21 protein-coding genes and 1 pseudogene are annotated in these 22,334 nt (G+C 32.1%); 9 read left to right on the plus strand and 13 right to left on the minus strand.

From position 1 onward, the window contains the following. The first annotated feature begins 326 nt into the window (after positions 1-326). Positions 327-1,226: an NAD-dependent epimerase/dehydratase family protein gene (locus tag CSP5_RS04715; protein ID WP_077076258.1), complete on the plus strand. Its 900-nt coding sequence runs from the start codon at positions 327-329 to the stop codon at positions 1,224-1,226. Positions 1,227-1,471: 245 nt separating this feature from the next. On the opposite strand, the gene CSP5_RS04720 is transcribed toward CSP5_RS04715, so the two are convergent. Genes CSP5_RS04720 through CSP5_RS04730 form a run of 3 tightly spaced genes read right to left on the minus strand, consistent with a single transcriptional unit; the run spans position 1,472 to position 4,177 of the window. Beyond that, the gene (locus CSP5_RS04720) at positions 1,472-2,548 is read right to left on the minus strand and encodes a glycosyltransferase family 4 protein (protein ID WP_077076259.1); all 1,077 of its coding nucleotides are present in this window, start codon (positions 2,546-2,548) and stop codon (positions 1,472-1,474) included. A gap of 50 nt (positions 2,549-2,598) precedes the next feature. After that, a complete protein-coding gene (locus CSP5_RS04725; RefSeq protein WP_083705278.1) occupies positions 2,599-3,600 on the minus strand; it encodes a GHMP family kinase ATP-binding protein in 1,002 nt (333 codons plus the stop codon). 13 nt (positions 3,601-3,613) lie between these two features. Beyond that, a complete protein-coding gene (locus tag CSP5_RS04730; RefSeq protein WP_145983953.1) occupies positions 3,614-4,177 on the minus strand; it encodes a D-sedoheptulose-7-phosphate isomerase in 564 nt (187 codons plus the stop codon). 99 nt (positions 4,178-4,276) lie between these two features. Between CSP5_RS04730 and CSP5_RS04735 the strand changes: the two genes are divergently transcribed. Next, positions 4,277-4,723 carry a D-glycero-alpha-D-manno-heptose-1,7-bisphosphate 7-phosphatase gene (locus CSP5_RS04735; protein ID WP_077076260.1) on the plus strand — a complete coding sequence of 149 codons (447 nt, stop codon included), beginning with the start codon at positions 4,277-4,279 and terminating at the stop codon, positions 4,721-4,723. Between the two features lie 260 nt (positions 4,724-4,983). Here CSP5_RS04735 and CSP5_RS04740 read toward each other — a convergent pair whose 3' ends face one another. The 5 genes and pseudogenes from CSP5_RS04740 to CSP5_RS04760 form a co-directional block, all read right to left on the minus strand. Beyond that, a complete protein-coding gene (locus CSP5_RS04740; protein WP_077076261.1) occupies positions 4,984-5,265 on the minus strand; it encodes a hypothetical protein in 282 nt (93 codons plus the stop codon). 33 nt (positions 5,266-5,298) lie between these two features. Beyond that, entirely contained in the window at positions 5,299-5,622 is a 324-nt protein-coding gene (locus CSP5_RS04745) for a hypothetical protein (protein WP_077076262.1), read from the minus strand. Positions 5,623-5,682: 60 nt separating this feature from the next. Continuing rightward, on the minus strand, positions 5,683-6,102 hold the full coding sequence (locus CSP5_RS09895) for a hypothetical protein (protein ID WP_077076263.1): 420 nt from the start codon (positions 6,100-6,102) through the stop codon (positions 5,683-5,685). Positions 6,103-7,738: 1,636 nt separating this feature from the next. Continuing rightward, positions 7,739-8,599, minus strand: a complete 861-nt coding sequence (locus CSP5_RS04755; protein ID WP_077076264.1) for an FkbM family methyltransferase — start codon at positions 8,597-8,599, stop codon at positions 7,739-7,741. Between the two features lie 63 nt (positions 8,600-8,662). Then, positions 8,663-9,785, minus strand: a pseudogene (locus CSP5_RS04760) (IS256 family transposase). A 486-nt stretch (positions 9,786-10,271) separates the two neighbouring features. Here CSP5_RS04760 and CSP5_RS04765 point away from each other — a divergent pair. Next, complete coding sequence (locus CSP5_RS04765; protein ID WP_148689761.1) at positions 10,272-10,577, plus strand: hypothetical protein; 306 nt, start codon at positions 10,272-10,274, stop codon at positions 10,575-10,577. A 110-nt stretch (positions 10,578-10,687) separates the two neighbouring features. Here CSP5_RS04765 and CSP5_RS04770 read toward each other — a convergent pair whose 3' ends face one another. Further along, complete coding sequence (locus CSP5_RS04770; RefSeq protein ID WP_077076266.1) at positions 10,688-11,521, minus strand: hypothetical protein; 834 nt, start codon at positions 11,519-11,521, stop codon at positions 10,688-10,690. A gap of 517 nt (positions 11,522-12,038) precedes the next feature. On the opposite strand from CSP5_RS04770, the gene CSP5_RS09735 reads away from it, so the two are divergent. The 5 genes from CSP5_RS09735 to CSP5_RS04790 all read left to right on the plus strand — a co-directional run bounded on the left by CSP5_RS09735 (position 12,039) and on the right by CSP5_RS04790 (position 15,705). Next, complete coding sequence (locus tag CSP5_RS09735; RefSeq protein WP_206744746.1) at positions 12,039-12,209, plus strand: hypothetical protein; 171 nt, start codon at positions 12,039-12,041, stop codon at positions 12,207-12,209. Continuing rightward, positions 12,199-12,612: a transposase gene (locus CSP5_RS04775; protein ID WP_077076267.1), complete on the plus strand. Its 414-nt coding sequence runs from the start codon at positions 12,199-12,201 to the stop codon at positions 12,610-12,612. The genes CSP5_RS09735 and CSP5_RS04775 overlap by 11 nt, the downstream gene beginning before the upstream one ends. A 1,156-nt stretch (positions 12,613-13,768) precedes the next feature. Then, positions 13,769-14,236: a helix-turn-helix domain-containing protein gene (locus CSP5_RS04780; protein WP_077076268.1), complete on the plus strand. Its 468-nt coding sequence runs from the start codon at positions 13,769-13,771 to the stop codon at positions 14,234-14,236. Positions 14,237-14,323: 87 nt separating this feature from the next. Beyond that, positions 14,324-14,890 carry a hypothetical protein gene (locus CSP5_RS04785; RefSeq protein WP_145983955.1) on the plus strand — a complete coding sequence of 189 codons (567 nt, stop codon included), beginning with the start codon at positions 14,324-14,326 and terminating at the stop codon, positions 14,888-14,890. A gap of 302 nt (positions 14,891-15,192) precedes the next feature. Continuing rightward, positions 15,193-15,705 carry a hypothetical protein gene (locus CSP5_RS04790; RefSeq protein ID WP_077076270.1) on the plus strand — a complete coding sequence of 171 codons (513 nt, stop codon included), beginning with the start codon at positions 15,193-15,195 and terminating at the stop codon, positions 15,703-15,705. A 334-nt stretch (positions 15,706-16,039) separates the two neighbouring features. Here the strand turns inward: CSP5_RS04790 and CSP5_RS09740 are convergent, their stop codons facing one another. Together CSP5_RS09740 and CSP5_RS04795 are read right to left on the minus strand one after the other, a co-directional pair. Further along, complete coding sequence (locus CSP5_RS09740) at positions 16,040-16,213, minus strand: hypothetical protein (RefSeq protein ID WP_171970444.1); 174 nt, start codon at positions 16,211-16,213, stop codon at positions 16,040-16,042. Positions 16,214-16,550: 337 nt separating this feature from the next. Beyond that, positions 16,551-17,033 carry a hypothetical protein gene (locus CSP5_RS04795; RefSeq protein ID WP_077076271.1) on the minus strand — a complete coding sequence of 161 codons (483 nt, stop codon included), beginning with the start codon at positions 17,031-17,033 and terminating at the stop codon, positions 16,551-16,553. 312 nt (positions 17,034-17,345) lie between these two features. Here CSP5_RS04795 and CSP5_RS04800 point away from each other — a divergent pair, with 312 nt between their 5' ends. Further along, complete coding sequence (locus CSP5_RS04800; RefSeq protein ID WP_145983956.1) at positions 17,346-19,496, plus strand: PKD domain-containing protein; 2,151 nt, start codon at positions 17,346-17,348, stop codon at positions 19,494-19,496. Positions 19,497-19,634: 138 nt separating this feature from the next. Here CSP5_RS04800 and CSP5_RS04805 read toward each other — a convergent pair whose 3' ends face one another. Both CSP5_RS04805 and CSP5_RS04810 read right to left on the minus strand, forming a co-directional pair. Further along, positions 19,635-20,702, minus strand: a complete 1,068-nt coding sequence (locus tag CSP5_RS04805; RefSeq protein WP_077076274.1) for a glycosyltransferase — start codon at positions 20,700-20,702, stop codon at positions 19,635-19,637. Positions 20,703-21,022: 320 nt separating this feature from the next. Then, entirely contained in the window at positions 21,023-22,048 is a 1,026-nt protein-coding gene (locus CSP5_RS04810) for a glycosyltransferase (protein WP_077076275.1), read from the minus strand. Between the last annotated feature and the right edge of the window lie 286 nt (positions 22,049-22,334).

Genomic DNA, 22,334 nt, shown 5'->3' on the forward strand with positions numbered 1-22,334 from the left:
TTTTTATCTTGTGAAAATATATTGAGTTCTAATCTTAGGAATCTTAAGAATTTTTTATAATGTTTTTAAACACGGTCATAGGTATAGCCAGAATTAAATTCATTTGTCTGGGTAAATAGCTCGTGTGAATACTCTTGAAGAAAATAAATTTTTAAATTTTATGAGTATCGTCACTTATTAATATTTTTTAATTATAGATATGATATCGTCATAAAATTATAATTTACAATGTGGGAAATGATAACTGAAAGTTAATCAAAGTGCATTAAGCAGGAGAATTCGCAACTTCAAAAAAAGTTAATAGCAGAGGTTAATATCTGTAATTAATGAGTAATCATTATTTAATAACAGGTGGAGAAGGCTTTATCGGACGTAATCTCAAGGAATTCCTCATAAAAAATAACAATACTGTAAAGACCTTAGATATAAATGGTAATCCAGATTATTTAATTTCAGTTACAGACTTCGATAAGATCATGGATATTAAAGAAGAGTTTGATGGTATCTTCCACCTGGCTGCAACAACATCTCCACCAGAATTTGATGAGAACCCCTTATCTGGATTCAATGTAAATGCCAATGGAACCCTTAACGTTCTGGAATTCGCAAGAATTAAGAATATTCCAAGAGTTGTTCTTGCTTCATCATCAGCAACCTATGGTAATAGCACATCTATTTCTGTTGAGAGTGAACTTCCTGATCGTTATTCAAATCTGTACCCTGTAACAAAGATCCTTGATGAGTATCTAGCAAGGTTCTATTCTGTCAGAAAGGATGTGGAATGTATTTCTCTTAGATATTTTAACACATATGGTCCTGGAGAAAACAGCAAGAGCCAGTACGCAAGTGTAATATGGAGATTTATAAAGTCATTTCACAAACATGAAAGACCTGTAATCTATGGAGATGGTAACCAGAAAAGGGATTTCATATATATAGATGATAACGTGAAAGGAACATATCTTACCATGGAGAAAGGAGTACCAGGTGAATCATACAATATTGGATCTGGTAATAGCAATACATTCAACAGAATATATAAAATCGTAAAGGAACAGATGAATTCTGATCTAGAGGCTGAGTATATAAAGAATCCTCTCAAGAGTTATCAGTTTTTTACACAGGCAGATATGTCAAAGGCAAAAAAGGATCTTGGATTTGTTCCAGAATATGATATCACTGCTGGAGTGAAGAAGATGCTAAGTTGTGGTGTTTATGCTCTGTAGAGTCACCATTACAAGAGTCCCTATTTTCATTGAAAATAAATGAACGTAAATGTTCAATTTTTCAAAATACTTTTAATTCTGAATTTTAAAATCGTTTCATTTACTTTTTACAACGTTAAATGCATCCATTGGAACTATTGCCTCTAAATTTTTGTACTAGTTTTAGGTTATTTACCAAGATTTTTTAAAAATGACAAATCTTACTCAAATAAAAATTTAAACGCTTGAAGAGTTGATGTAAATGATTAACTAATTTTTTCAATATTGCCCAACAATTCACGCCACATATCAGCAGTTTTCTCCCATGTGAAATTTTCAGCGAATTTTCTAGAATTATTAATAAATAGATTCTCATTTTTAATAATATATAATATTTTGTTACTGAATTCGCTTATATCATCTACCAAAAAGCCGTTTAGATTATCTTTTAAGGTGTCTATCACCCCTGGAACCCTAAAGGCAACTGTCGGGGTACCAGAAGCAGAAGATTCAATTATAGACAAACCCCATCCCTCGGTAATAGAAAAATGTAAATTTACCCATGATTTTTTAATTAACCCGGCTAATTCGTCTTGATCTACTCTACCAGTAAAAAAAATATTATAATTTTTAGTTTTAGCTTCTTCCCTTATTTGTTGTAATAGTTTTCCGTCACCTGTAATAACAATTTTTAGATGGTTTATATTGGTCTTTAATTGCTCATAAACATTCAAAATGTATTCAGGCCGTTTATATCTCCTAAACCCTCCAAAATAAATAAGTTGCACACTTTTAGACTTTTTACCAGGTGAAAATAAGTTCAGATCTACACCCGGAGGGATTCTCACTATATTTTTCTTATCAAGTCCTAATCTTATAAGATCTTCTTCTGAGCTACTAGATTCGGTTACAATTTTAATATTCCTGTAGATAAAAGGGTATAACTTTTCTAAAATAGTTATGATTTTAGCTAGAATAATATCAACTTGTCCTGGTAAAGATCTTGCGTGGAGATGCCTAAAAAAGACAAAGTTATTTCTTTTAAGAAATACAGGGGAAATCCATGGAACCCCATGAGCCAAATCGTTTATAATCGCATCAAAACTGTTTTTAATGAGAAAAATTGGTAAAAACGCATGGGTAGTAAAATTGTTACCTTTCCTAATGATTTTTATACCGTCAATTATTTCTTCATCAAGTGACCCTTTCCACCTTGGGCAATATATAGTTACTTTATTTCCCTTCTCAACTAGTCTCTTCGCTACCTCATATATTGTTCTTTCGGCCCCTCCAGCCCTCGGATGTTTAGGGTCTCTATGATTTAACCATAAAATGTTTAACATGTTCTAATACCATACAAGTTGATGATGATCTTATTAAGTTTTTCATTTCCTCATTCAAGATATACCACCCTTGATCCTAGATTTTCAATATTAATTCTATGTCTCTCAAGAACATTCAATGCGTCCATAACATAATTTTGCCTTTCCAGTGGAGTTAAAAACAAAAGAAATCCTCCTCCACCTGCTCCAATCAACTTTCCACCAACTGCACCTGCATTGATTGCTTGCAAATACCAGTTATCAATCAAATCCTGACTTATCTTTTTACTAAGACTTTTCTTGATATTCCAGTTCTCATTCATAAATTTACCCAGCATATTGAAATCATAATTCTCTAAACTTTCTTTTGTCTCTTTTGCGATATCTCTCATCTTATCATATCCTGATTTGTTAATATTAATCCCTTTTGACTGATCTTTATGAATATCAACAGACTTTCGCTCCACACCCGTATAAAACATCATTAACTGATCATTGAGCTCGCTTAACTTTTCACCCTTAATATTAATTCGCTTGAGTTTAACATTCTCATTCCTCTCAAACTCCATGAACTGGACTCCACCAAAGGCTGCAATATATTGATCCTGTTTACCGCCGGGTTCTCCAAGTATATTTCTTTCAATTTTAACAGCCTCATCCGCTAGCTGCCTTGGAGAAACTGTTTCCCCAATCCATGTATGTAATGCGTTAAGTAGCCCAACAAGAAATGAGCTGCTGGATCCAAGTCCAGTTCCCCCAGATGGCACCTCTGTAATGCTCACAATTTGTATTCCAGTGCTAATATCTAAAAGTTTCATTGCCTCCCTTACCGTAGGATGCTGGATTTCGTTAACACTTTTCAGTCCATTCTCCGTCTTTGAATAACTTACCCTTATCTCATCTTTCCTGAAGTTCCTTGACACAGATATGTATATGTACCTGTCAATTGCTGCAGACACAACAGCTCCGGGTCCATAATTTCTGTAATACTGCGGAAGATCTGTGCCACCACCGGTAAATGTTATCCTCAACGGTGTTTTGGTTGTTACAATTCTTAAATCTCCTGAACTCATTTTTATCAATTCCTTACAAAGAATCCTCAACAATCTTAGATATTATATGACCAATGGCAATTGTGCTTTCCTGAATAAAGGATGTTCTATCACTATCAATACGTATAAGATTATTCTCCTCAAGGATATCTTTCATCTTTCCTCCCTTGCTTCCTGTGATTCCAAACACACTGCATCCGATTTCCTTAGCCTTATCAACTGCTGATATCACGTTAACGGAGTTGCCACTTGTACTCAGTGCTATAATAATATCACCCTTCTTCGCAAATGCTTCCAGCTGCCTTGAAAATATCTTATCATAGGAGTAATCATTGCCAATTGCTGTTACGGAGGAGCTGTTGCCATGGAGAATCATCGCAGGTAAAGGTTTTCTTTCTCTTTCAAATCTTCCCACAAACTCTGCCGCAATGTGCTGTGCATCTGCGGCACTTCCCCCATTCCCAAAAATGATCAGTTTATTACCGTTCTTAAAGGCCGATGATAAGGATTCCCCAAGAAAGGAAATCTTTTCAATGTCCAGAGAATTTCTTACTCTTGATCCTTCTTCCAGATAATTTTTGATTTGCTGTAAATCCATAATCTGTGAAAACAAACTATCTTATTACTGTTTCCTCAATTTTGCTGAAAGAATAAGGATGTTTAAATAAGTAATAACCATAATTAAAGGTAATATCCAATGGCTAGAAAAGCACTCTTTATTGACAGGGACGGAACCATAAACAGGGACTGCCCATACTGCCATGATCTTAAGGATCTGTATGTTTATGATGATGCTGTTCAGATCATGAAGGAATATGAAGAAAAGGGATATCTAATCATAATCATAACAAACCAGTCAGGAATTAACAGGGGTTATTTTACAGAAAATGAATTTCATTTATTCCAGAATGAATTGCTTAAAAGACTGAAAGATAAAGGTGTAAATGTTGACAAAACATATTACTGCCCCCATAGACCTGAGGAGAACTGCAACTGCAGGAAGCCTAATATTGGAATGATCCAGAAGGCCATGGAAGATTTTGATATAGATATCAAAAATTCTGTAATAATGGGCGACAGGGATGATATGGAAGGAGAGATGGGGAGAAAGCTAAGAATAGAATACATTATATTGAAAAGGTAACATATACTACTTTTAGACGTTGAAATATGATATTATAAAAATCACACCTTCTTGTTGGCTAACTAATGTTCCAAATATAACAAATTTCCCCAATCAGCTTAAACACAAAATAAAAAGCAGTTTTAGCAATATTATACAAAATTCAAGAAAAACGGAATTGTCAAAAAATAAACTGACATTACATTGTGAAGGCATTGTTCAAAATCATCATTCGAAAGGGAGACATCAAAATCTTAAATCAATTTAAAATCATGCGAAATTTAAATAAGACCAATTCTTGAAACTATTTCCCTAGCTATGGTAAACGTAAGGAAATCCTCAGAAATCATATTATTTATTTCTGACAGCGATATTTCCTCGAATCTTTTAAAGTAGGTTAAATCCATTTCTATTTGCTCATTTGACTTTTCAAAATATGGCTTGTAAATTTCCATATTTTCTGATGAACATGCCATAGAAAAGTCTTCCATGACGCTCTGAGAATAGTCATTATAAAAAATCTTTCCATAAACTCCTTCGTTTGGCGTACCAACAGAAATCATCCATCTCCTTTCAAGATTACCATAATATTTTCTCTAGGAAGCCCTGATTAAACTTTCAAATTCAGAATATGAGATATTTGTTATGGTAAATAATTGATTTCCATTAACTGCAACTATTTTTCTTCCATGCATCTCGAGGACGCAGGTTTGACAGTATGCGATTGTTGCACTATAGCAAGATGATTTTATGGCACGCCTGATGCTGTCAATGTTTACGCTTTGATCAATAATATTTAATGTTACACCATCAAAATTAATGCGTCCAGATTTAATCAGATCATCAACTGCAAGTCTTACTTCATTCGTCTCTTCATAACCACCTAAGTACTGGAAAATGTTTGCAGTCTCTTTCTCCATGCTGATGGTGCTTCTAGGTGCTGAACGAAATACCTCAATATTTAGTTGCGCCGCATCGTCTTACTCTAAATTATCTATCAACATTAAAAAACCATTACGAAATAAAAAATCCTTCATTTCTTGAGGATCGAGTTCTTCGGATATGCTTATTACTCTTTTAGTTTTGTTAATTAAAACTTTGCTACCATACTTATTTTGAAGGAAGTATTCAAGGGCATCCATTGTTTGAATGTTAATCCGGAAATCAAATATTCCCATTCTTACAGGTTTCATTTTTTCTTCAATTTTTTTCCTCTCCTCTTCCTCTTCTGTTTTTTCCATTTCCGTCTCTGCTTCATTAAGCTTAATGAGTGCCTGATTGAATTTTATATCATCCTTTAATCCTTTTTCTATGGCATGCCGGACGCTTTGAACCGATTCAATTTGTAACTCATTTTCTATTTCCTTGTATGAATATCCTTTATTGTATAAATCAAGCATCTTTTGAAGGTCATATTGTTTACCTCTACCCGTAGTGAACAGCTAAATTAGAATAACAAAATATATAAATTTTTCTTAAACTTTAACACTAATGATTTTTCAGCAAAATGATGCCTGGATGATTTATTGAATTTCTTTTGCGTCATTCCCCTCTTATGTTGAATTATTTTTGCATTTCTTTTTTCATAATTGCATTACTACTGCATTAAACTTGTATTATAATTGAATTATAATTGCATTACTTCCAAAACAATAAGAAAAAAAATAATCTTAATATGGTTCAATATTTGCCATTAAAATGCCAAAATGTATGGCTTTATCTTAGTAGAATCTGCAAAGTTGGCTTTTTGATCTAAGATTTTTTTTAAAATCTAATTATAGGGACAAAGTGATGTTTAAAAATTCTATATTTATTTAGCTCATCTATATTGAATATCGCATATGAATTCTAATAACCATGAGCAAAACAAATGTCTATCTAAATATATAGAACAATGATAAGTGTTTGTTATTTATATCTTTTTTAAACCTGTCTTAACTCTTTCGAAGTATATTATTAATCATCATTCATTTCATCCTGTAAAATCATAGGATTGTTTAGTAAACTTCTAGATTAGGAGGAACCATAAACATTAAGGAAGTAAGGTTAGATCACCTGAAAGAGGGAGTTGATATCTCTATGGATTTCCATATGGGACCTAGAATTACATGGCACGTCTGCGATATGTTTTATAATGCACATGATACAAAACAACATATATGGAGGCACCTTAACATCTTCCAATATCCCAAATATTGGGTGCAAGTGAACCAAGGATAAGATGCAATGAGCATGGAGTGAAGACCGTTGATCTCCCATGGGCAATAAAAGGAAAGGGAACGCCTATTGTCTTTAAAATCCACAGATCTAAAGACATCGCGTACCTATCATTTTAAGATTACACTTCAGCAATTATGGCCTGTGATACTTCTATTGCTGTGAAATATCTGAAGAAATGAAATATCCTAGACGTCCAGATTACGTATGTGGACGTCATAAAGCTGGGAAACCCTATGGTATGCACATTGACTATATATTAGAAATAATAAAATCAAGAATACGGAGACAGGATCACATATCCGGTGGCAAGAAGTTGAGGTGAAACTAGATGAAAATTGAAGAGAAGTGTTCCAATTTCTGGTGGAGCAGATCAACAGTGTTAACAGAATTTTATCAACCTTAACTTGTGGATTTAGGTGCTTTTAACTCTTTATCTCTGTTTTGATTTTGTAGAAGGCTTGTTGTTATATTCCCTTCTCCTTAACATCTTTAGACTTTAATGGTAAAATCTAGTTATAGAACACCCGGATATTATAACATTCAAGGTATGAATTTACATCAGCAACAGTAATCTAAGTTTCGTCAAGGTTGATTGATTCCCTCCTAACTTATCCAATCATATCTGTAATAGTTTATTTCCCGTGTAGTATTCTCTCATTGTCGTAATCATACAAGATATCCTTAAATCCCTTACACTCTTAACCTTAATATATTCTAAAGATTGAGAAAAAAAGTTGTATAGTTATTAGCTTCTCTTTTCATTTATATCTAACTCACGCCATAGATCACTTCTCGTAGCGTAGATATACCCTGTATTCATATTTGGTTTTCTGCATTAGGATTGTATGAATTCCTTGGTTCAGTATATTCTACATAAAAACTACAATTTCTTAGCTTTTTAACAAGATTTTCACATCCATAGTGATATTCAATTTGAATCATCTCTATGTTATTAAGAACTTTATCATCTTCCTCTAACAATGCATATTCACAGCCTTCGCAGTCCATCTTTAATATACCGTTCTTAATATTATATTTATCAATCAAAGTTTTTAAAGAAAATATAGGTATATTTTTTCCTTTTACTGAAGAAATTAGGGTTGATCCATTAGAAGAAAATTTTCCCTGATCTATAATGATATTAGAATCCTTTCCATATCCAGCATTTAACAATATTATGTTATTAACGCTATTTAATTTTACGTTCTTTTCTGCAAATGAAAATGCATATGGATAGGGTTCAAGTCCTATAACACGCTTAGCACCATTTATAGAAAAATAAAGTGCTGAATCTCCTATATTCATTCCAATATCTATTACATCTCTATCCTTAACGTTCAGAAATTTATATTCTTCATAAAAGAAAACTGCATCCGGATCTGAATATCTTGCAGGGTCTAATAAGATTGGGACTTCTTTGTATTTAAATGATATTCCATCATTTGTTAATTTTATTTCTGATATGTTACTGTTTTTTATATTGTTTAGTCTAACAAATGCCGTGACTCTCCCATATGGTACCGTAAGTTCTTCCCCGTCCCTAAGAAACACACTGAAATTTACATCTTTGATATGGCTAGTCTTACGTTTTGCGTATAACGTAAAAAGAATGCCAATGTAATTTCTATATTGTTTTTTTATAAGAAAAAAAGTATTTATCAGTTCTTTTGTATGCATTTAATCTTCATGGTCTGATAATATAATATCTTTACTGTAAATTCTAATGACCCTTTACTATCCTTAATCAACCTCCATATTTATGTATTTCCTTGTTAACCACTCATCATTGATGTTCATTGCTATTGAAACAACCAGTCTTATCAATGAATCACTATTGGGAAATGCACCTATCTTTCTTGTTCTTCTCTTCAATTCCCTGTTGAATCTCTCTGTTACATTGTTTGTATGCAATTTCCTGCTATGTTCTCCTGGGAATGATATGTATGAGTACAGGGAATCATACCATTTATAGAACATATCAATGGACTTATCAAGCCTTAACTCCTCCATTCTATCTATGGCTATTTTAAACAGTGATTCATCCATTAAGGCCTCTGATACTATCCTGGATATACTCTTCCACTGTTCCTTTCCTACAGTCTTCCTTAAATTTTTTATGAAGTGAAAGTGGCAGTACTGCCATAATGATTCAGGGAATGATTCCCTTACTGCCTTCATTATTCCCTTATGTCCGTCTGATATTACGAGCTTTATTCCTGTTAATCCCCTTTTCCTGTAATTTAAAGAAGAAGTTGTTCCAGTCCATTTCATCCTCTGAACTGTATATATCCATTGATAATATCTGCCTTATTCCATTGCTGTTTTCACCAATTGATGTGTATAGTGCCATTGATTTGTATTTGCCATTCTCTCTGACCTTAAAGTAAGTAGCATATATGTACAGGTATACTATTTTATCATCTATTCTATTCTCAAGGAACTCCTTTACCCTAGTATCAAGATCCTTATTCAACGATGATACATACTCTGGTGATACATTTACTCCCAGGCTGTTTATTATACTGTTAACAGATCTTGTTGATACGCCATTGATGTACGATTCTACTATTACAGAATTCAATGTCTTTTAAACAGTAGAGTATCTATCAAATATCACGGTTTCAAATGTACCTGACCTTATGTCAGGCTTATCCATTATTGGTTCACCATCCACAGTCTTCAGCTTTCTCTTCTTGTATCCATTCCTGTAACCTGTTCTTTGATTAATCCTTTCATATCTTTCAGCATTCAACTGTTCAATGGCCTCCTCATTCATTACATTGTTTAAAAACCAGGTAATGAACTCCTTCTTACCCTCTGTCCTATCATTTATGAAAAGCTTTATTAGTTCTTCTACACTCATTAATTAATTCTTTGTATTTGTCATTTTGTTTACCTCACTATGATATTGCAAAGAGTAATTTTGAATTTACAGTGAAGGTTTTCTAATTTCCTCTCTACTTTCGCTTGAAGAAAATAAGTTTTAATATTTGTGTGGAAAATAATATGGAAGTTAGAAAACCTCACATATTTTTCAACTTCAATAGTAAAATAATAAATGTCAACTTTTTACATCGATCACAATGGAAATATAATGAAGTTTATAGGAACTATATGAAATGAATAAGTCTTAAAATTACAGTTTCATCAAATTATCTATAGTTGTAACTTATTTCACATAATGAGTTCAAGTAAAATCCTAAATAATAGCCGTCTTTACTGTCACACAAAATAGCCAAAGAAGGAGATTTTCTTCAGTCTCGTAGAGTACCGCAACAACTATTTTACAAGTGATGATCCTGATAAAATTATTGAATTCTATAAGTAGTTGGATAACCGTGAAGAACTAATGAAGTGGATGAGAGAAAGGCCAAAAGGATTTTCCACTATACATGAAGTTGAGAGAGAGAAAGATATTGTTGTCGTAATACCCACAGCTGATTTCAACGGGAAGTTTGCAATAGATTGCAGAGAAAGTATATTCAAAGGTTTGCACATCATTTTTGTAGAAAGTAGTGGAAGAGGAGATTTTTACTTTAGCATTGCGCACAATTTCAATATCGGTATTAAGAAGGCGATGAAGTATAATCCAAAGTGGGTTGTTGTTTCTAATGATGATATGCATAAAATTGATGATTTGAATAAATTGCACTGAAGGTACAATATTACAATAACATTAGGATAACGACTTCAGCACATTGACCTACGCAACAAAAAAATTGAATACCGAAACAAATTAAATTTTATATCCTTTTTATGAAGGATTCAATCATACTCAGATTCATCAAATATTGCGAAATTAAACCTCTCAGCGTTTTTCCTCAAGATATCAGGTATGATAGATAAATCAACTTTTTTGAGAATTGCCGCAGGCCAGATTTTCTTATATCCCCTGTAATCAAAGGTTGATTGCACATTCTTTAAAAAATCTTTATAAGAACCTAGACTGGGGTCAGAGTTAATTGCTGCATTAATATGAATGCGCCATTTCTTTGCCATTGCATCAGGTTTCCTAACAGTACTAGTATGCCAAACTTCAAAATTTTTATTTGTGGAGGGATCATAATATGGCTTGAATTCTCTCTTTTTAAAGATCTTTCTTAATACATCATTAACAAAGTTACCAAATACGAAATTTGCTGCATATGGAGGTGTTACCCCAGCCGCCCCGGCCCTACCAATCGGCCTATTCCCATAGTGAATTCTATAATAGAACTTAGGGAAAACGTTAACTATCTCAGTTTCTAGATTACCAAAAAAATCCCTCTCACTAATGGCATATGCTTTTTTCCTGTCCAGATTCGTTGTATCTATTCTTTTTGGCACAAATTCATCCGTGTCTAGCATTACTTTCCAATCTGTGTTCAATAGTTTCTGTGCCTTTTCTTTTCCTCTTAAAAAAAAATCCTCATTAGTTCTGTCAGGTATCGAAGGTTCTTTTATAATAGTAACATTAGAAGGGGGATCAATTTCCATTTCACCGTATATAACTAGGGCCAGTTGATCAAAATACTTAGAGTTCCATTCCAGCCACAAATCGACAGGATATCCCAATTCCTTCCAATCATTAATCGTAAATGCATAGGCACCAATTGTCATGATAATTATTTGTTTATTTATTTAATGTTTATAAATATTAGCTATTAGAGATAGTGTACAGAATCTTGTGTAACCATAAATCATGATTGCAAAATTCATACAAAGAAAATGATGCCTCCTTGAATATTGAACACAAACAAGGAGGCATATGTATATGGAAAACCATGGCCAGAAGAATGGATATTATAACAGATCCATGATGGCAAGGATTGGAAAATAAAGGAACTGAATGTACCTAGAGATAGAGAAGGATCATTCAAAATATCTATATTCGAACCATATTTCAGATCCATAGGAATAGAAAGAACTCATAATGGCACTTTACTCTAAGAGTATATCCACAGGGAATAGTGCTAAAATAATGAAGATAATATTTCAGAATAGATATTTAAAATCAACCATATCAGCAATAACTTAAGCCACACATGAAGAGGTAAAAAGATTCCAGGAGAGATCTCTTGATCGAAGATATATTGCCATATTCCTTGGTGGATTATTCTTTTTCATGAGAAGAGACATGGTAGAAAAAGAACCTTTCAAAATTGTCATGGGGATAAGGGAACCTCCATTATTCATAGCAGATGGTATACCAAAATTTGATGAGGAAATAAGAAAGATATTTCCAGGATCTGATTTCCAGTTATGCACCATTCATGCATCAAGAAATCTTGAATCAGATGCAGAATAATCGGATAAGGAATGAAATAGATCGTGATCTAAAAGATATATTAAGATCAGGCACAAAGGATTCTGCAATTGAAAGATTTACTCACTTCAAAAGCAAATGGTCATCAAAGTATCCAAGGCCTGTGTACAATCTGGAGAAGAAGCTTGGATATTTGTTCACTTACTTTCAGTATCCTGAAAGTATCAGGGGATCACTTCACTCATCGAACATAATAAAGAGGATGAACAAGGAGATTAGAAGAAGAATAAAGGTTATAGATGCACTACCAAGTGAAAGTTCAGTAATGAAGATCATATATCTAAAAGTGGCTGAACTGAATGAAGGATGGTTCAATAGAGTGATAAAGGGATACTGTAAATGTAAGGATGAGAACACAGATGTGTTCAGGGAGAGGTATCCTTGATATTACACTTACTTCCGGACACTATCATTAAACTGATTAACGTTTACTAACTATGTCAATTAATATACACACTTAAACAGAATTTTAATAAATAATTTGTCAAATCCAAAATAATTATCCAGAAAATCATAACTATTTTTTGTCTTCTTTAGTCTCCAGAATGTATTAAATATGGGTAGCATTTTGATCCTTAAAATTTTTAACTTCCTTTAAATACTTATATGTCAGATTTTATAATATCAATACATAAGGTTAAAACTGCCAATTTTGTACTCAACAGAAGAGTTTGTAAGGGCTAAGAACTTTATTTTTTTTAATGTTGTTCAATATCTTATACTAATTTAAAACAAATTTAAAGTTTAACTTTTCCTGCGCCTGATAAAACTGTATTATCAACCTTTAAGGAAAATCCTTAAGATGGCTGCTTAAGTACCAATGAAACAATTAATGCCGTTATAACCGTAATTCCATCTATGCATGGTCTTATGTTTCCTTATGCTTTTATTGATAATGCCTTAAAGTCTTTATGTGTTGATTACAGAGTATGCATACTAAACCTGTTCTACCATTGCCTAATAGAATATGGATATATCAGTATTTGTCCGTAGGATTCTTCAATTTTATCATAATTCTTGTTCCAAAGAATCTGGTTTGTCAGAATCCATTTTCGTTTCCTGTTTGACAATCTCCTTATGTCTTATTTATCATCTTACAATAACGTTTGTGGTAAATTCCGATTCGATCCGTGTAACTTTCCATAATAACATAACCAATTATACAATTACTGTCTTCGTGTGATTCTGAATATTGTTTATACAAACCCTTCTATTTCTTCACCTAATCAATTCGGTTCTATATACAAGTTTAATGTAATCCGCTGATATTAAACAGTTTAACTCCACTTTAAGGTTATTTTAACAATTTTTCAAATTAAAAATAAATGTTTTTAAATAAATAGAAGACCTCATTAATTTTTTGCAATGAAAATAAAATATGCGATCTAGCATTTACAAAATGTCGTTAGATAAATTCAAAAACCTACAATAAGTATTTATAATAGTGTGCAAAATTGATTTATGCAGGAAAAATAAACTTTAAATCATAATTTTAAATCATATTTAGGTAAATTTGGTATTGTTCTAAAACATATAAGATCATGAATTACGAAATAATAATTCAAATTATTACGGGACACCTAAATGGAAAGTCTTTGAGAGAGATTGCCGCTGAACTGGATATATCGAAGGATGCCGCAGCGAATGTCATAAAGGATTGGAAAAATGGAAAGATTAATTTTCTTCAAAATGCCATTCCTGAGGAAAGTTTCATAATAGATCTTGCCAAGTATCTGAAAAAGGCCGGCATTACCTTTGAGGAAATACAGATGGCTCTAGTCCAGATAGAAGAATGGAAGGATATGGCTTTTGACACTGAACAAATAGCATCCATCTTCAGGGCATTCCATGGCATAGATCCCAATGATATACAGGATATAGTCGGCACAGTTACAAGAATGAAGGCCGGGGGAATAAACTATAGTGAACTGGATTCTCAGGTTACAGAGCTTCAACAGGAAAGAGAAAAACTCCACAGGGAAATTAAAGAATGGGAGGATATGATCTGATCACTGGAATCAGATATAAAGAGAAAAGAACCAACGATCACTTATCTGGATAAACAGATTGAATTGAGAAATTCTAACATTAGTTCATTGAAGAAAACAGAAGATGAACATAAGGACAGGATCTCCCTTTCAGAAAAAATCTGGGAAAAATGTGAAAAACTGGGTATCAATCTGAATAGTCTGGATTCATTCATGAGTTATGCCTTGAATCTAGAATATAAGATTGATGATGTAAAGTATGCCAGTTCCCTCAAAAACTATCTGGATACAAATAACAAGAAAGGGGATATACTGCTAAAACTAAATAAAAAACTGAATTATATTCAATCGATTGGCTGGAATATAGAATCAGTGATTGATGTAGCAGAATCATTAAGAAGTACAAAACGTAATAAAGAGGAAATCAAAAGTGACCTATCAGATCTGGAGGGGGCACTCAAATCAATCAATGGTCAAATTTTATTGAAACAGACTGAAGCAAACTTATTTGCAAACCAAACAGATAAACAGAGTTCAATTATTGATAAGTTGATTGGGACCATTCGAATTTTAGAAAATAGAAAATCGAAATTAGAGGGAGAGATTAAGGATGAAAGTCAAATCCTTGAAAATATTAAAGAGGAGCAGAAGGCCATTGAAAAACGGAGGGAATAAGCAGAACAATATGTTTTAGTTGGTAGTGCAATTTTATATTTCATAAAGGGTGATGATCTTGGTGGGATATTATACGAGATATTTAATTCAAATGGAATAATCAAATCTTACAAAAATTTTGAAAATAAGCTTAGAAGCTCCTTTTTTAATTCAATTATTGAATTATCAAAGGGTGAAATTGCCATTATTGAGTATACAGATAAAAAAACCATGAAGATTATAGACGGAAGGGAATACGAAAATGCTCAGGAAGTTATAAAGAAGGCAAAGCAGGTAGAGATTCAAAAGAGGAAATAGAGAAAATGATCGACATGTATGGTCACGATCACCAGTCCTTCATAGAGGATGTTTTTACAGGAAAAGCAGACATATCTTTAAAATTCTCAGCCTTTTTTATAAAGAAATTTGAAGCTGTTATGAATGAGAACATTAACAAGACTCTTCATCAAATTTTAAATTCATTCTATAGAACACATTTTGGAGATAGTTTACCAGTTGAAATACAGTTAAATGGAAAGGTTGAAACAGGATCGATAAAATATCATTCGGTCGTAGATGCTCTATTAAATAACTATAGATCCGTTACTGTTGAAATTCCAGAAAATTCTTCCAAGGTTGAGGTACCCATATGTAGGGCTATCAAGTTCCTTCTGATGGATATACTGGATGAGGAGAAGGGAAATGTGACAAGGACTAAATTACGGAAGATCTACAGTTTAAGCAAAACAACCAAAGCAGTCAGAGATGTTTCAAATGCAATTGGTAGCTTTACGATATCACCTGTATTTAATCCAAAAAAGAGAATTAATCATTAAACCATTTTAAACAATTATTGCTTTCTTACTTATAGTGGTTTTTCTACTCCATTATGGATTTAAGGGATCTTCTTAATTTTCCCTGATGATTTGTTCTCCTAACATGAAAATGTAATTCTATCAATCAAGTTTCTAAGTTTTAATGCCAAATATTTAGATCATCTTTATGATTAACATAATTCATCGTGGAAAACATTCAACATAGGGTCACTAAAAGGTCTAACAGAAATCATGTATTAAAAATTGTTCAACTAAGCTACAAAGTTGCTTTCAAATTTGCCTTATTTTGCCTTGTTCTCCATAAAATTCTAATAATCTATATATTGAATTTAGTTTATATTTTTTTTCTCGCAAACAATTGTCCTTTATCTAATAAATATCCTTTTATCTGGCCATGGTTTTCCATGAGAAATACATCCCTTTCTGTATTCATCAGATCCTCAAGGAATTCCTTCATATCTCTTCTTGCCACTTCCGTTACAATTTTATCAATGTCTTCTATATACATATGCCTCCTTGGTTGTGTTATGGCGACATCATAATTACTATTACGGATATACCAGATATTTTCGCAATGCAGTATCTCTTCCAGAATGGAAAAAGTTCTCTCAATCTCCTATCTCAATCTGTATCTTGATTTATTGCTCTTCCTTATGATTATGCCCTGCTTCCTGGTGAATGTGAGATTATTTTCATCAAAGCCCTTCTTTTGTTTGTATCTATCACTGGAAGGGCATGTGTGTACTCAAAGACATAATCATATATGAGAGGGATCATATGCTGCATGAATGAGTATGTATTCATGGTCTCGTATGGAATCTATCATCTCTATGGCCACTGTGATATCATGAATGGATGCAGTTGTTATATTCAAGGATAGCAGTAGAATCTAAATCCTGAGACATATGTACCTTCCTTCCATATTGAAAGCCCTTCATCCCGTAACCCCATGAACTATCAGGATCTTTATAGTTGTGGGATTTTCTCATTCTCTTTGAGGTGGAATCCCTGCATGTTTTTACAATGAAGCTATCTATGACAGCGTTTTCGTTGCTTGTGTCAATGATACAGGCATTGATCTCATGCCACTCCATTCTGATTACCCTGTATAAAAGTGTGGGGAAATTTGGAATCACATGTATTCTGAGTAGATCCAGTAGTTCTCGATGGTTGTTGAAGAATTTTCTGGAAGATCTGTAAGAAATGCCATAAATCTTTAGGATCACAAGGATCTTAACAATAACCCTGTTCGAGAACTTCTTCACCCTTTCCTCAGAAACAATCTTTTCCAGCATTTCCATGATCAGTGGGATATGGTTCGTGCCCATATCTCATTATTATTTTAAGATTGATAATGCTTGATAATTGTCGAACATTTAATCGATCCTAGAACACTCTAAGTATATAATTACGAATTTCCATATTCAAGATAATTGGGGAAATTTTCCTTTCACAAGTAATATGATGGCGTTCTTGAAAGAATCTTATTTAAATCCTTTATGAAGAGCATCCTTAGTCTCGTTTAAATTGGATATTTACCTCATTTGTTTCAACGGTGTGTAATTAATAAATTATTGACATAATTCATAACGTTCAATCTGAAAAATTATTATATACTCTTTTAAAATAAACAAAATGAATTGAGTCGGAGTATTAAGGATAAGGAACATATTGGGAAATGGGTATTTATCTTCGTAATTATTTGCTATTTTGCAATTGCACCATTTACGTCCTTTGCTTATGATGAAGCTTTTTATTTTCAGTATTTTCGTTGGTTATATCTTTATTCTGTGCAACCCTATTATCTATGGGTTTTCGGAGCTTTCTATAATGCCATTAATGTAGGATCTCTTGGATTCAACTTACCTTTTTACTTACTTGGATTAGATAATGTAATAATTCAGCAATTTTCTACTAAGTTACCTTTTATTATGGCCGCAATAATTACTTCGTTAGCCATCAATAGAACTGTTAGTTCCTTAAGAACAGGCGATAAAATAAAACTAAATCCTGCAGTCATGTTCCTACTGTTACCAATTACCATTTTTGACGTGGCTATTTTTGGCAATCCATTGATAATAGCAATCATGTTCCTTTCACTTAGTTTATTAAGTTTAGTGAAAAACAGAATGTATTTTGCATCCATGTTTTTAGGTATTGCTGCAGCAACATATCTTTATCCAGTTTTTTTTATCCTACCACTTTTAAAATTAGTTAAATATAAAAAAAATAGAAATTCTATGCTATTTGCATTTTTGATTTTTCTCTTAACCCTTGGGATTGGGCAGTTTCTACCCGTACTAATTTCTTTACTTACCTCTACACCAATTTCATCTACCGTACTCGCCCCATTATTAGACCTAAATTCATCCATAACGGTTACATCAAGCCTTCCTTCAGCCTGGGGGCCATATTACATTATCTATGCCACGCTCCACATAGAAATGAGTACTCACATCATAGAATACATTTATTTCTTAACTATGCTTTTACCTGTATCTGTCTTTTTAATTACGAGGAAAGAACCGACTATCGAGAGATTTATAAACTTTTTATTTTTGGATAGTTTGATGTTTGTAATTTTCTCTATAACTGCCACCCCTCAATATCTTTTGGCAATTGCTCCCTTTGCAGTTTATTTTTATTATTTAAAAAATCCTAGCTATTTTATTCAGATTTTGTCAATAGTAACTTTTTTAGATGTTTTGATATTGTTTAATAATTTGCCATTATTGTATTTCTTTTCAAATGTAGATCCATCCTTAGTTTATTCATACAATTATTTTAGACTGGACAAACTTGATATTCTCCTCCTTTCTCTAATTTATATTATATTCTTGTTTTTTACTTTAATTTATTACTTTAGAAATTATTTGGATAGCGAAACTACATTATCATTAATTGATAAAATATCTAAGAACAAAAACAGAATTAATAAAACAAATGGTGTTATAAGACGTGGAATTGTTTTACTTTCAATAATTTTGATTGTGACTCTAGTGATTGTGACTCCTCTCATAAGTAGTGCACCAAATAGTATGTATTTTACAAAGCAAGCAGACTCCGAAAGCGTAAGTTCTTCCCTTGGAGTTAGCGTGAAGAATGTTACAACGTATAATTTAGATTTCGCCGGAAACTATAACCTTTTGAATACATACACCAAAGAAAACAGTAAATATTTTCTTTCTATTCCTAATTATAAATTAAATTCGAGTTGTTTTGCTTATAGAAATGTATCGTTTCCAAATAAAAATAGTACCCTTTTCTCAGTTATAATCAATTCTACAGCAAATCCAGTCATCGTCGGAGAACCAGTAACTTTTGTTTCTCATGTATATAATGGCATATCACCATATCAGTATGCTTGGTATGGTGGAGGCAATAAAGAAACGCAAAATGAAACATCTATTTTCTACTCTCCTGGAGATTGGTCTGTTGAAGTTGAAGTAACAGATGGCAATGGACAAAAAATTATAACTAACTACACAGAAGTAGTTAAGGATGACTATAATGTGGAATTTAATTCTCACTATTTGAAAGGATTTATTGCTTCCAATTCATACAATGTTATTATCAATTCTTCCTACATACATAATAATAATCAGGTTACATTTATTGGCAATTTTCAGAAAAATAAAACCGTTACTCTTTCCCTTTCTATGACCTGCAATGTACCAGACAATGTAATATTAAATCATACGCTATATGTACTTATTGGCTTTATTTCTACCTCTATAAGCATTTGTTCTTTTTTTTACGTTTTTAAAAAATTAAGGACCAAGGATCTTTAATTTATTAGATAAATGATGGTCATTTTGTATTAATTTAATGGCCCTCAAAATAAGACAGTTCCTGCTTCCAAATATAACACTGACTAAATATATTTTGATTTTAAAGAAATTTAAACAGAACAATTTACAGTAAAATTCTTAATTTAAAACGTCCCCATACAACTTTATATAAAGTTCCATTGAATTATTAGGATTGAAAAGTTCTTTTCTAATTTGAATCTCTTTCTGAATCAATGAAACGAAATCCTTGGAACTTATTTTATTTACTATATCTATGACCTCCTCTCTGAGATTTTTTTCTTCAATTATGATTGCACAATCTCCTAAAATTTCTCTATTAATATCCAAGTTTCTGCAAATAACTGGTAAATCACTTCCCAATGCTTCAAGTAATGGCAGTCCAAGTCCTTCATTATCAGAGAGATGAACATATGCATCGGATGCATTAAAGTATAATGGATAATCTTCATCATCTACTTTACCCATGTTTATGCAATTCACAGAGTTTATCGGGTGACCTATCTTTATCATTTTACACTTGCTTGGCAACAGGTCTGAAAAAATCTTAATTAGATCAGTTCTCTTATTCTGTCTATTATTACCGACTGATAGAAAATATAGATAATCCTCTTCTAGACCCAATTTATTTCGAGTATCTCTCTTATCTCTTTTCGTGAAATAATCATTCACTATCCAACGGTTTATCAAAATAGAATTAAGACCGGTTTTTTCTTCAATTTGCTTTTTTACTACCTGGCTCATACATATTATTCGGGTTGCCTTTTTTGATAAAATTATTGTTGACCTATATTTTCTAAATCTCTCAAATGCATTTAGAAGATTTTTTATTGAAAGATTTGCACTTGTAAATACCTTATCATGAATAAGATCATGAATTGTTATTATTCCGGGTCTTTTTTTTAACGCAAAAAAATCAGTCCCTACATAGTGGAATAAGTAATCTTTATATCGATCATCATTGATTAATTTTTTATAATTTTTCTTTATTGTAGTTGGTCTTAGCAATAATCTGTACTCTCTACGTAAGTAGTCAATTTTCTCATATAAATTTAAGTCATCTTCAACTGCTCCAACATAAATTAACTTCAGTTCTGGTAATTTTGGTTTCAATAATTGATATAGTTCGACTGCATATATTCCAACGCCTGTCCAGTGTGGCTGATCAACAATTATGGCAACTTTCACTCTAGGAAATTTAGTTGAATAGTATAAACGTTATTAATAAGAGTATCTTATGAATAGTGGTTGTCTCTTTTTTAACCAAAGTATAGAAATATTGTGTGAGGCATTTGATTAAATAAGCGCTTTTATTTACTATTTATCAAGACTAATACTTAACTTTCTCCAATTTATTAATTTAAATAAAACAGCCTTAACGGTTAATATGAACAAATTTTAGATATTTCATACCTCTTTTAAGTGGGCAATGACATAGAATCTATTTTCCTCTATTTCACATTTTCTGGTTGACGCAAAAGGCTGTTCTTTAGGCAATATTTTGAATTTTAGTAAAACATGGTTAATCTGTACTTAGACATCCGAATGGGTACCAACAAAAAAAGGGGCAAGCTTAAAATGTCCCTGTACACATAGAGATTTAGTCTTGGGTAAAACCCATTGGTCTTCATTTTTTTTGAATGTAATATATAGAATTTTAACAAGTTAGTTGTTTCCACAAAAATCTCACTTCTACTTCCTCTAATGTAGGCTCGCTTTAATTTAAGATATGAAATAAGAAGTTCTATATGATTGCCAAAAGCTATATCTCTGTTTTTCATAAATATCTGGATATTTTCGAAGGATTCTATCTCCTTATCCAATTGAGATTTCAACTTATCAAAGGATTTGTCATAAGGTTTAATTCTACTAATGTTCTGTCCGTGAATCCTATAACCAGTTAATTTGCTTTTTGTGATTGCAATTTGCATTGGTTCGAAAATATAAAACATGACTATTGCATCATCTACACCATAGGATATATTTTCCAGATATTCAGAAAGTCTGACCATGTCTTTATTCCTCAGAGAGATTCTACTGGTATTAAAAAATATATCAAACTTCCTAAATTCTTTATTAGAAAGATTACATTTTCCTATGTCTAAAATATTTAATTCGTTATCCTTTTGATTTTCTACAATCTGTTTATCAGCGATTTCACAACCTGATTGGTCTATCTTAAAATAACCATTTATCAAAAGGCTAATCTCCTGATTGTTTTCGAAAATTTTAGAAATTGCTTTAAATTTGTCTTTATTAAATATATCATCATCATCTAAAATACATATAACATCATTACAGCAGCTCTTAATGCCCTTAGAAACGGAAATACCATAGGATGGTGAATCACAGAATATAGTTTTAACATTATATTTATTTAATTCTTTGTCTATATATTCATCTAGGAAAGCTTTCACTACTACGATCTCTACGTTCTCCTGACGATAATCTTGATTTATAATAGATTTTACGGCTTCCAAAATATATTCTTTCCTTTTATAGCAAACTATAAGCGCTGAAAAAGTTGTAACCATGAACCGTAAATAAATGACAACAAGTAATATAAACTCTATTGGAGCATATTAAAAATTCACATATTTTTAACATGATAAATGTAATTAAACTGTCGGATCTCATTGTCCTATAAACTTCAGATAGATATTTTTATAATTCCTTCTGTTGAAGTTTAGTTTTTTCAACCCATAAGATTTGTAAGAGAACTTGTAGCTAAGAAATCAAACCCAGTATGGCTTGATTATAAAAAATTCCTGATGATTAATAACAAATAGAAAAGTATTAAATTTAAGCTTCTCTCAGTCA

The organism is Cuniculiplasma divulgatum (genome assembly GCF_900083515.1).
GTDB classification, from domain to species: domain Archaea; phylum Thermoplasmatota; class Thermoplasmata; order Thermoplasmatales; family Thermoplasmataceae; genus Cuniculiplasma; species Cuniculiplasma divulgatum.

Bases quoted from the DNA above. Each gene is read 5' to 3' on its own strand.
- CSP5_RS09895 (WP_077076263.1), bottom strand. From the start codon at position 6,102: ATGCTTGATTTATACAATAAAGGATATTCATACAAGGAAATAGAAAAT.
- CSP5_RS04725 (WP_083705278.1), bottom strand. From the start codon at position 3,600: ATGAGTTCAGGAGATTTAAGAATTGTAACAACCAAAACACCGTTGAGG.
- CSP5_RS04745 (WP_077076262.1), bottom strand. From the start codon at position 5,622: ATGGAGAAAGAGACTGCAAACATTTTCCAGTACTTAGGTGGTTATGAA.
- CSP5_RS04775 (WP_077076267.1), top strand. From the start codon at position 12,199: ATGCAGAATAATCGGATAAGGAATGAAATAGATCGTGATCTAAAAGAT.
- CSP5_RS04790 (WP_077076270.1), top strand. From the start codon at position 15,193: ATGATCGACATGTATGGTCACGATCACCAGTCCTTCATAGAGGATGTT.
- CSP5_RS04780 (WP_077076268.1), top strand. From the start codon at position 13,769: ATGAATTACGAAATAATAATTCAAATTATTACGGGACACCTAAATGGA.
- CSP5_RS04740 (WP_077076261.1), bottom strand. From the start codon at position 5,265: ATGATTTCTGTTGGTACGCCAAACGAAGGAGTTTATGGAAAGATTTTT.
- CSP5_RS04810 (WP_077076275.1), bottom strand. From the start codon at position 22,048: ATGGTTACAACTTTTTCAGCGCTTATAGTTTGCTATAAAAGGAAAGAA.
- CSP5_RS04720 (WP_077076259.1), bottom strand. From the start codon at position 2,548: ATGTTAAACATTTTATGGTTAAATCATAGAGACCCTAAACATCCGAGG.
- CSP5_RS04735 (WP_077076260.1), top strand. From the start codon at position 4,277: ATGGCTAGAAAAGCACTCTTTATTGACAGGGACGGAACCATAAACAGG.
- CSP5_RS09740 (WP_171970444.1), bottom strand. From the start codon at position 16,213: ATGTATATAGAAGACATTGATAAAATTGTAACGGAAGTGGCAAGAAGA.
- CSP5_RS04715 (WP_077076258.1), top strand. From the start codon at position 327: ATGAGTAATCATTATTTAATAACAGGTGGAGAAGGCTTTATCGGACGT.
- CSP5_RS04795 (WP_077076271.1), bottom strand. From the start codon at position 17,033: ATGGGCACGAACCATATCCCACTGATCATGGAAATGCTGGAAAAGATT.
- CSP5_RS09735 (WP_206744746.1), top strand. From the start codon at position 12,039: ATGGTAGAAAAAGAACCTTTCAAAATTGTCATGGGGATAAGGGAACCT.
- CSP5_RS04755 (WP_077076264.1), bottom strand. From the start codon at position 8,599: ATGCATACAAAAGAACTGATAAATACTTTTTTTCTTATAAAAAAACAA.
- CSP5_RS04765 (WP_148689761.1), top strand. From the start codon at position 10,272: ATGAAGTGGATGAGAGAAAGGCCAAAAGGATTTTCCACTATACATGAA.
- CSP5_RS04770 (WP_077076266.1), bottom strand. From the start codon at position 11,521: ATGACAATTGGTGCCTATGCATTTACGATTAATGATTGGAAGGAATTG.
- CSP5_RS04730 (WP_145983953.1), bottom strand. From the start codon at position 4,177: ATGGATTTACAGCAAATCAAAAATTATCTGGAAGAAGGATCAAGAGTA.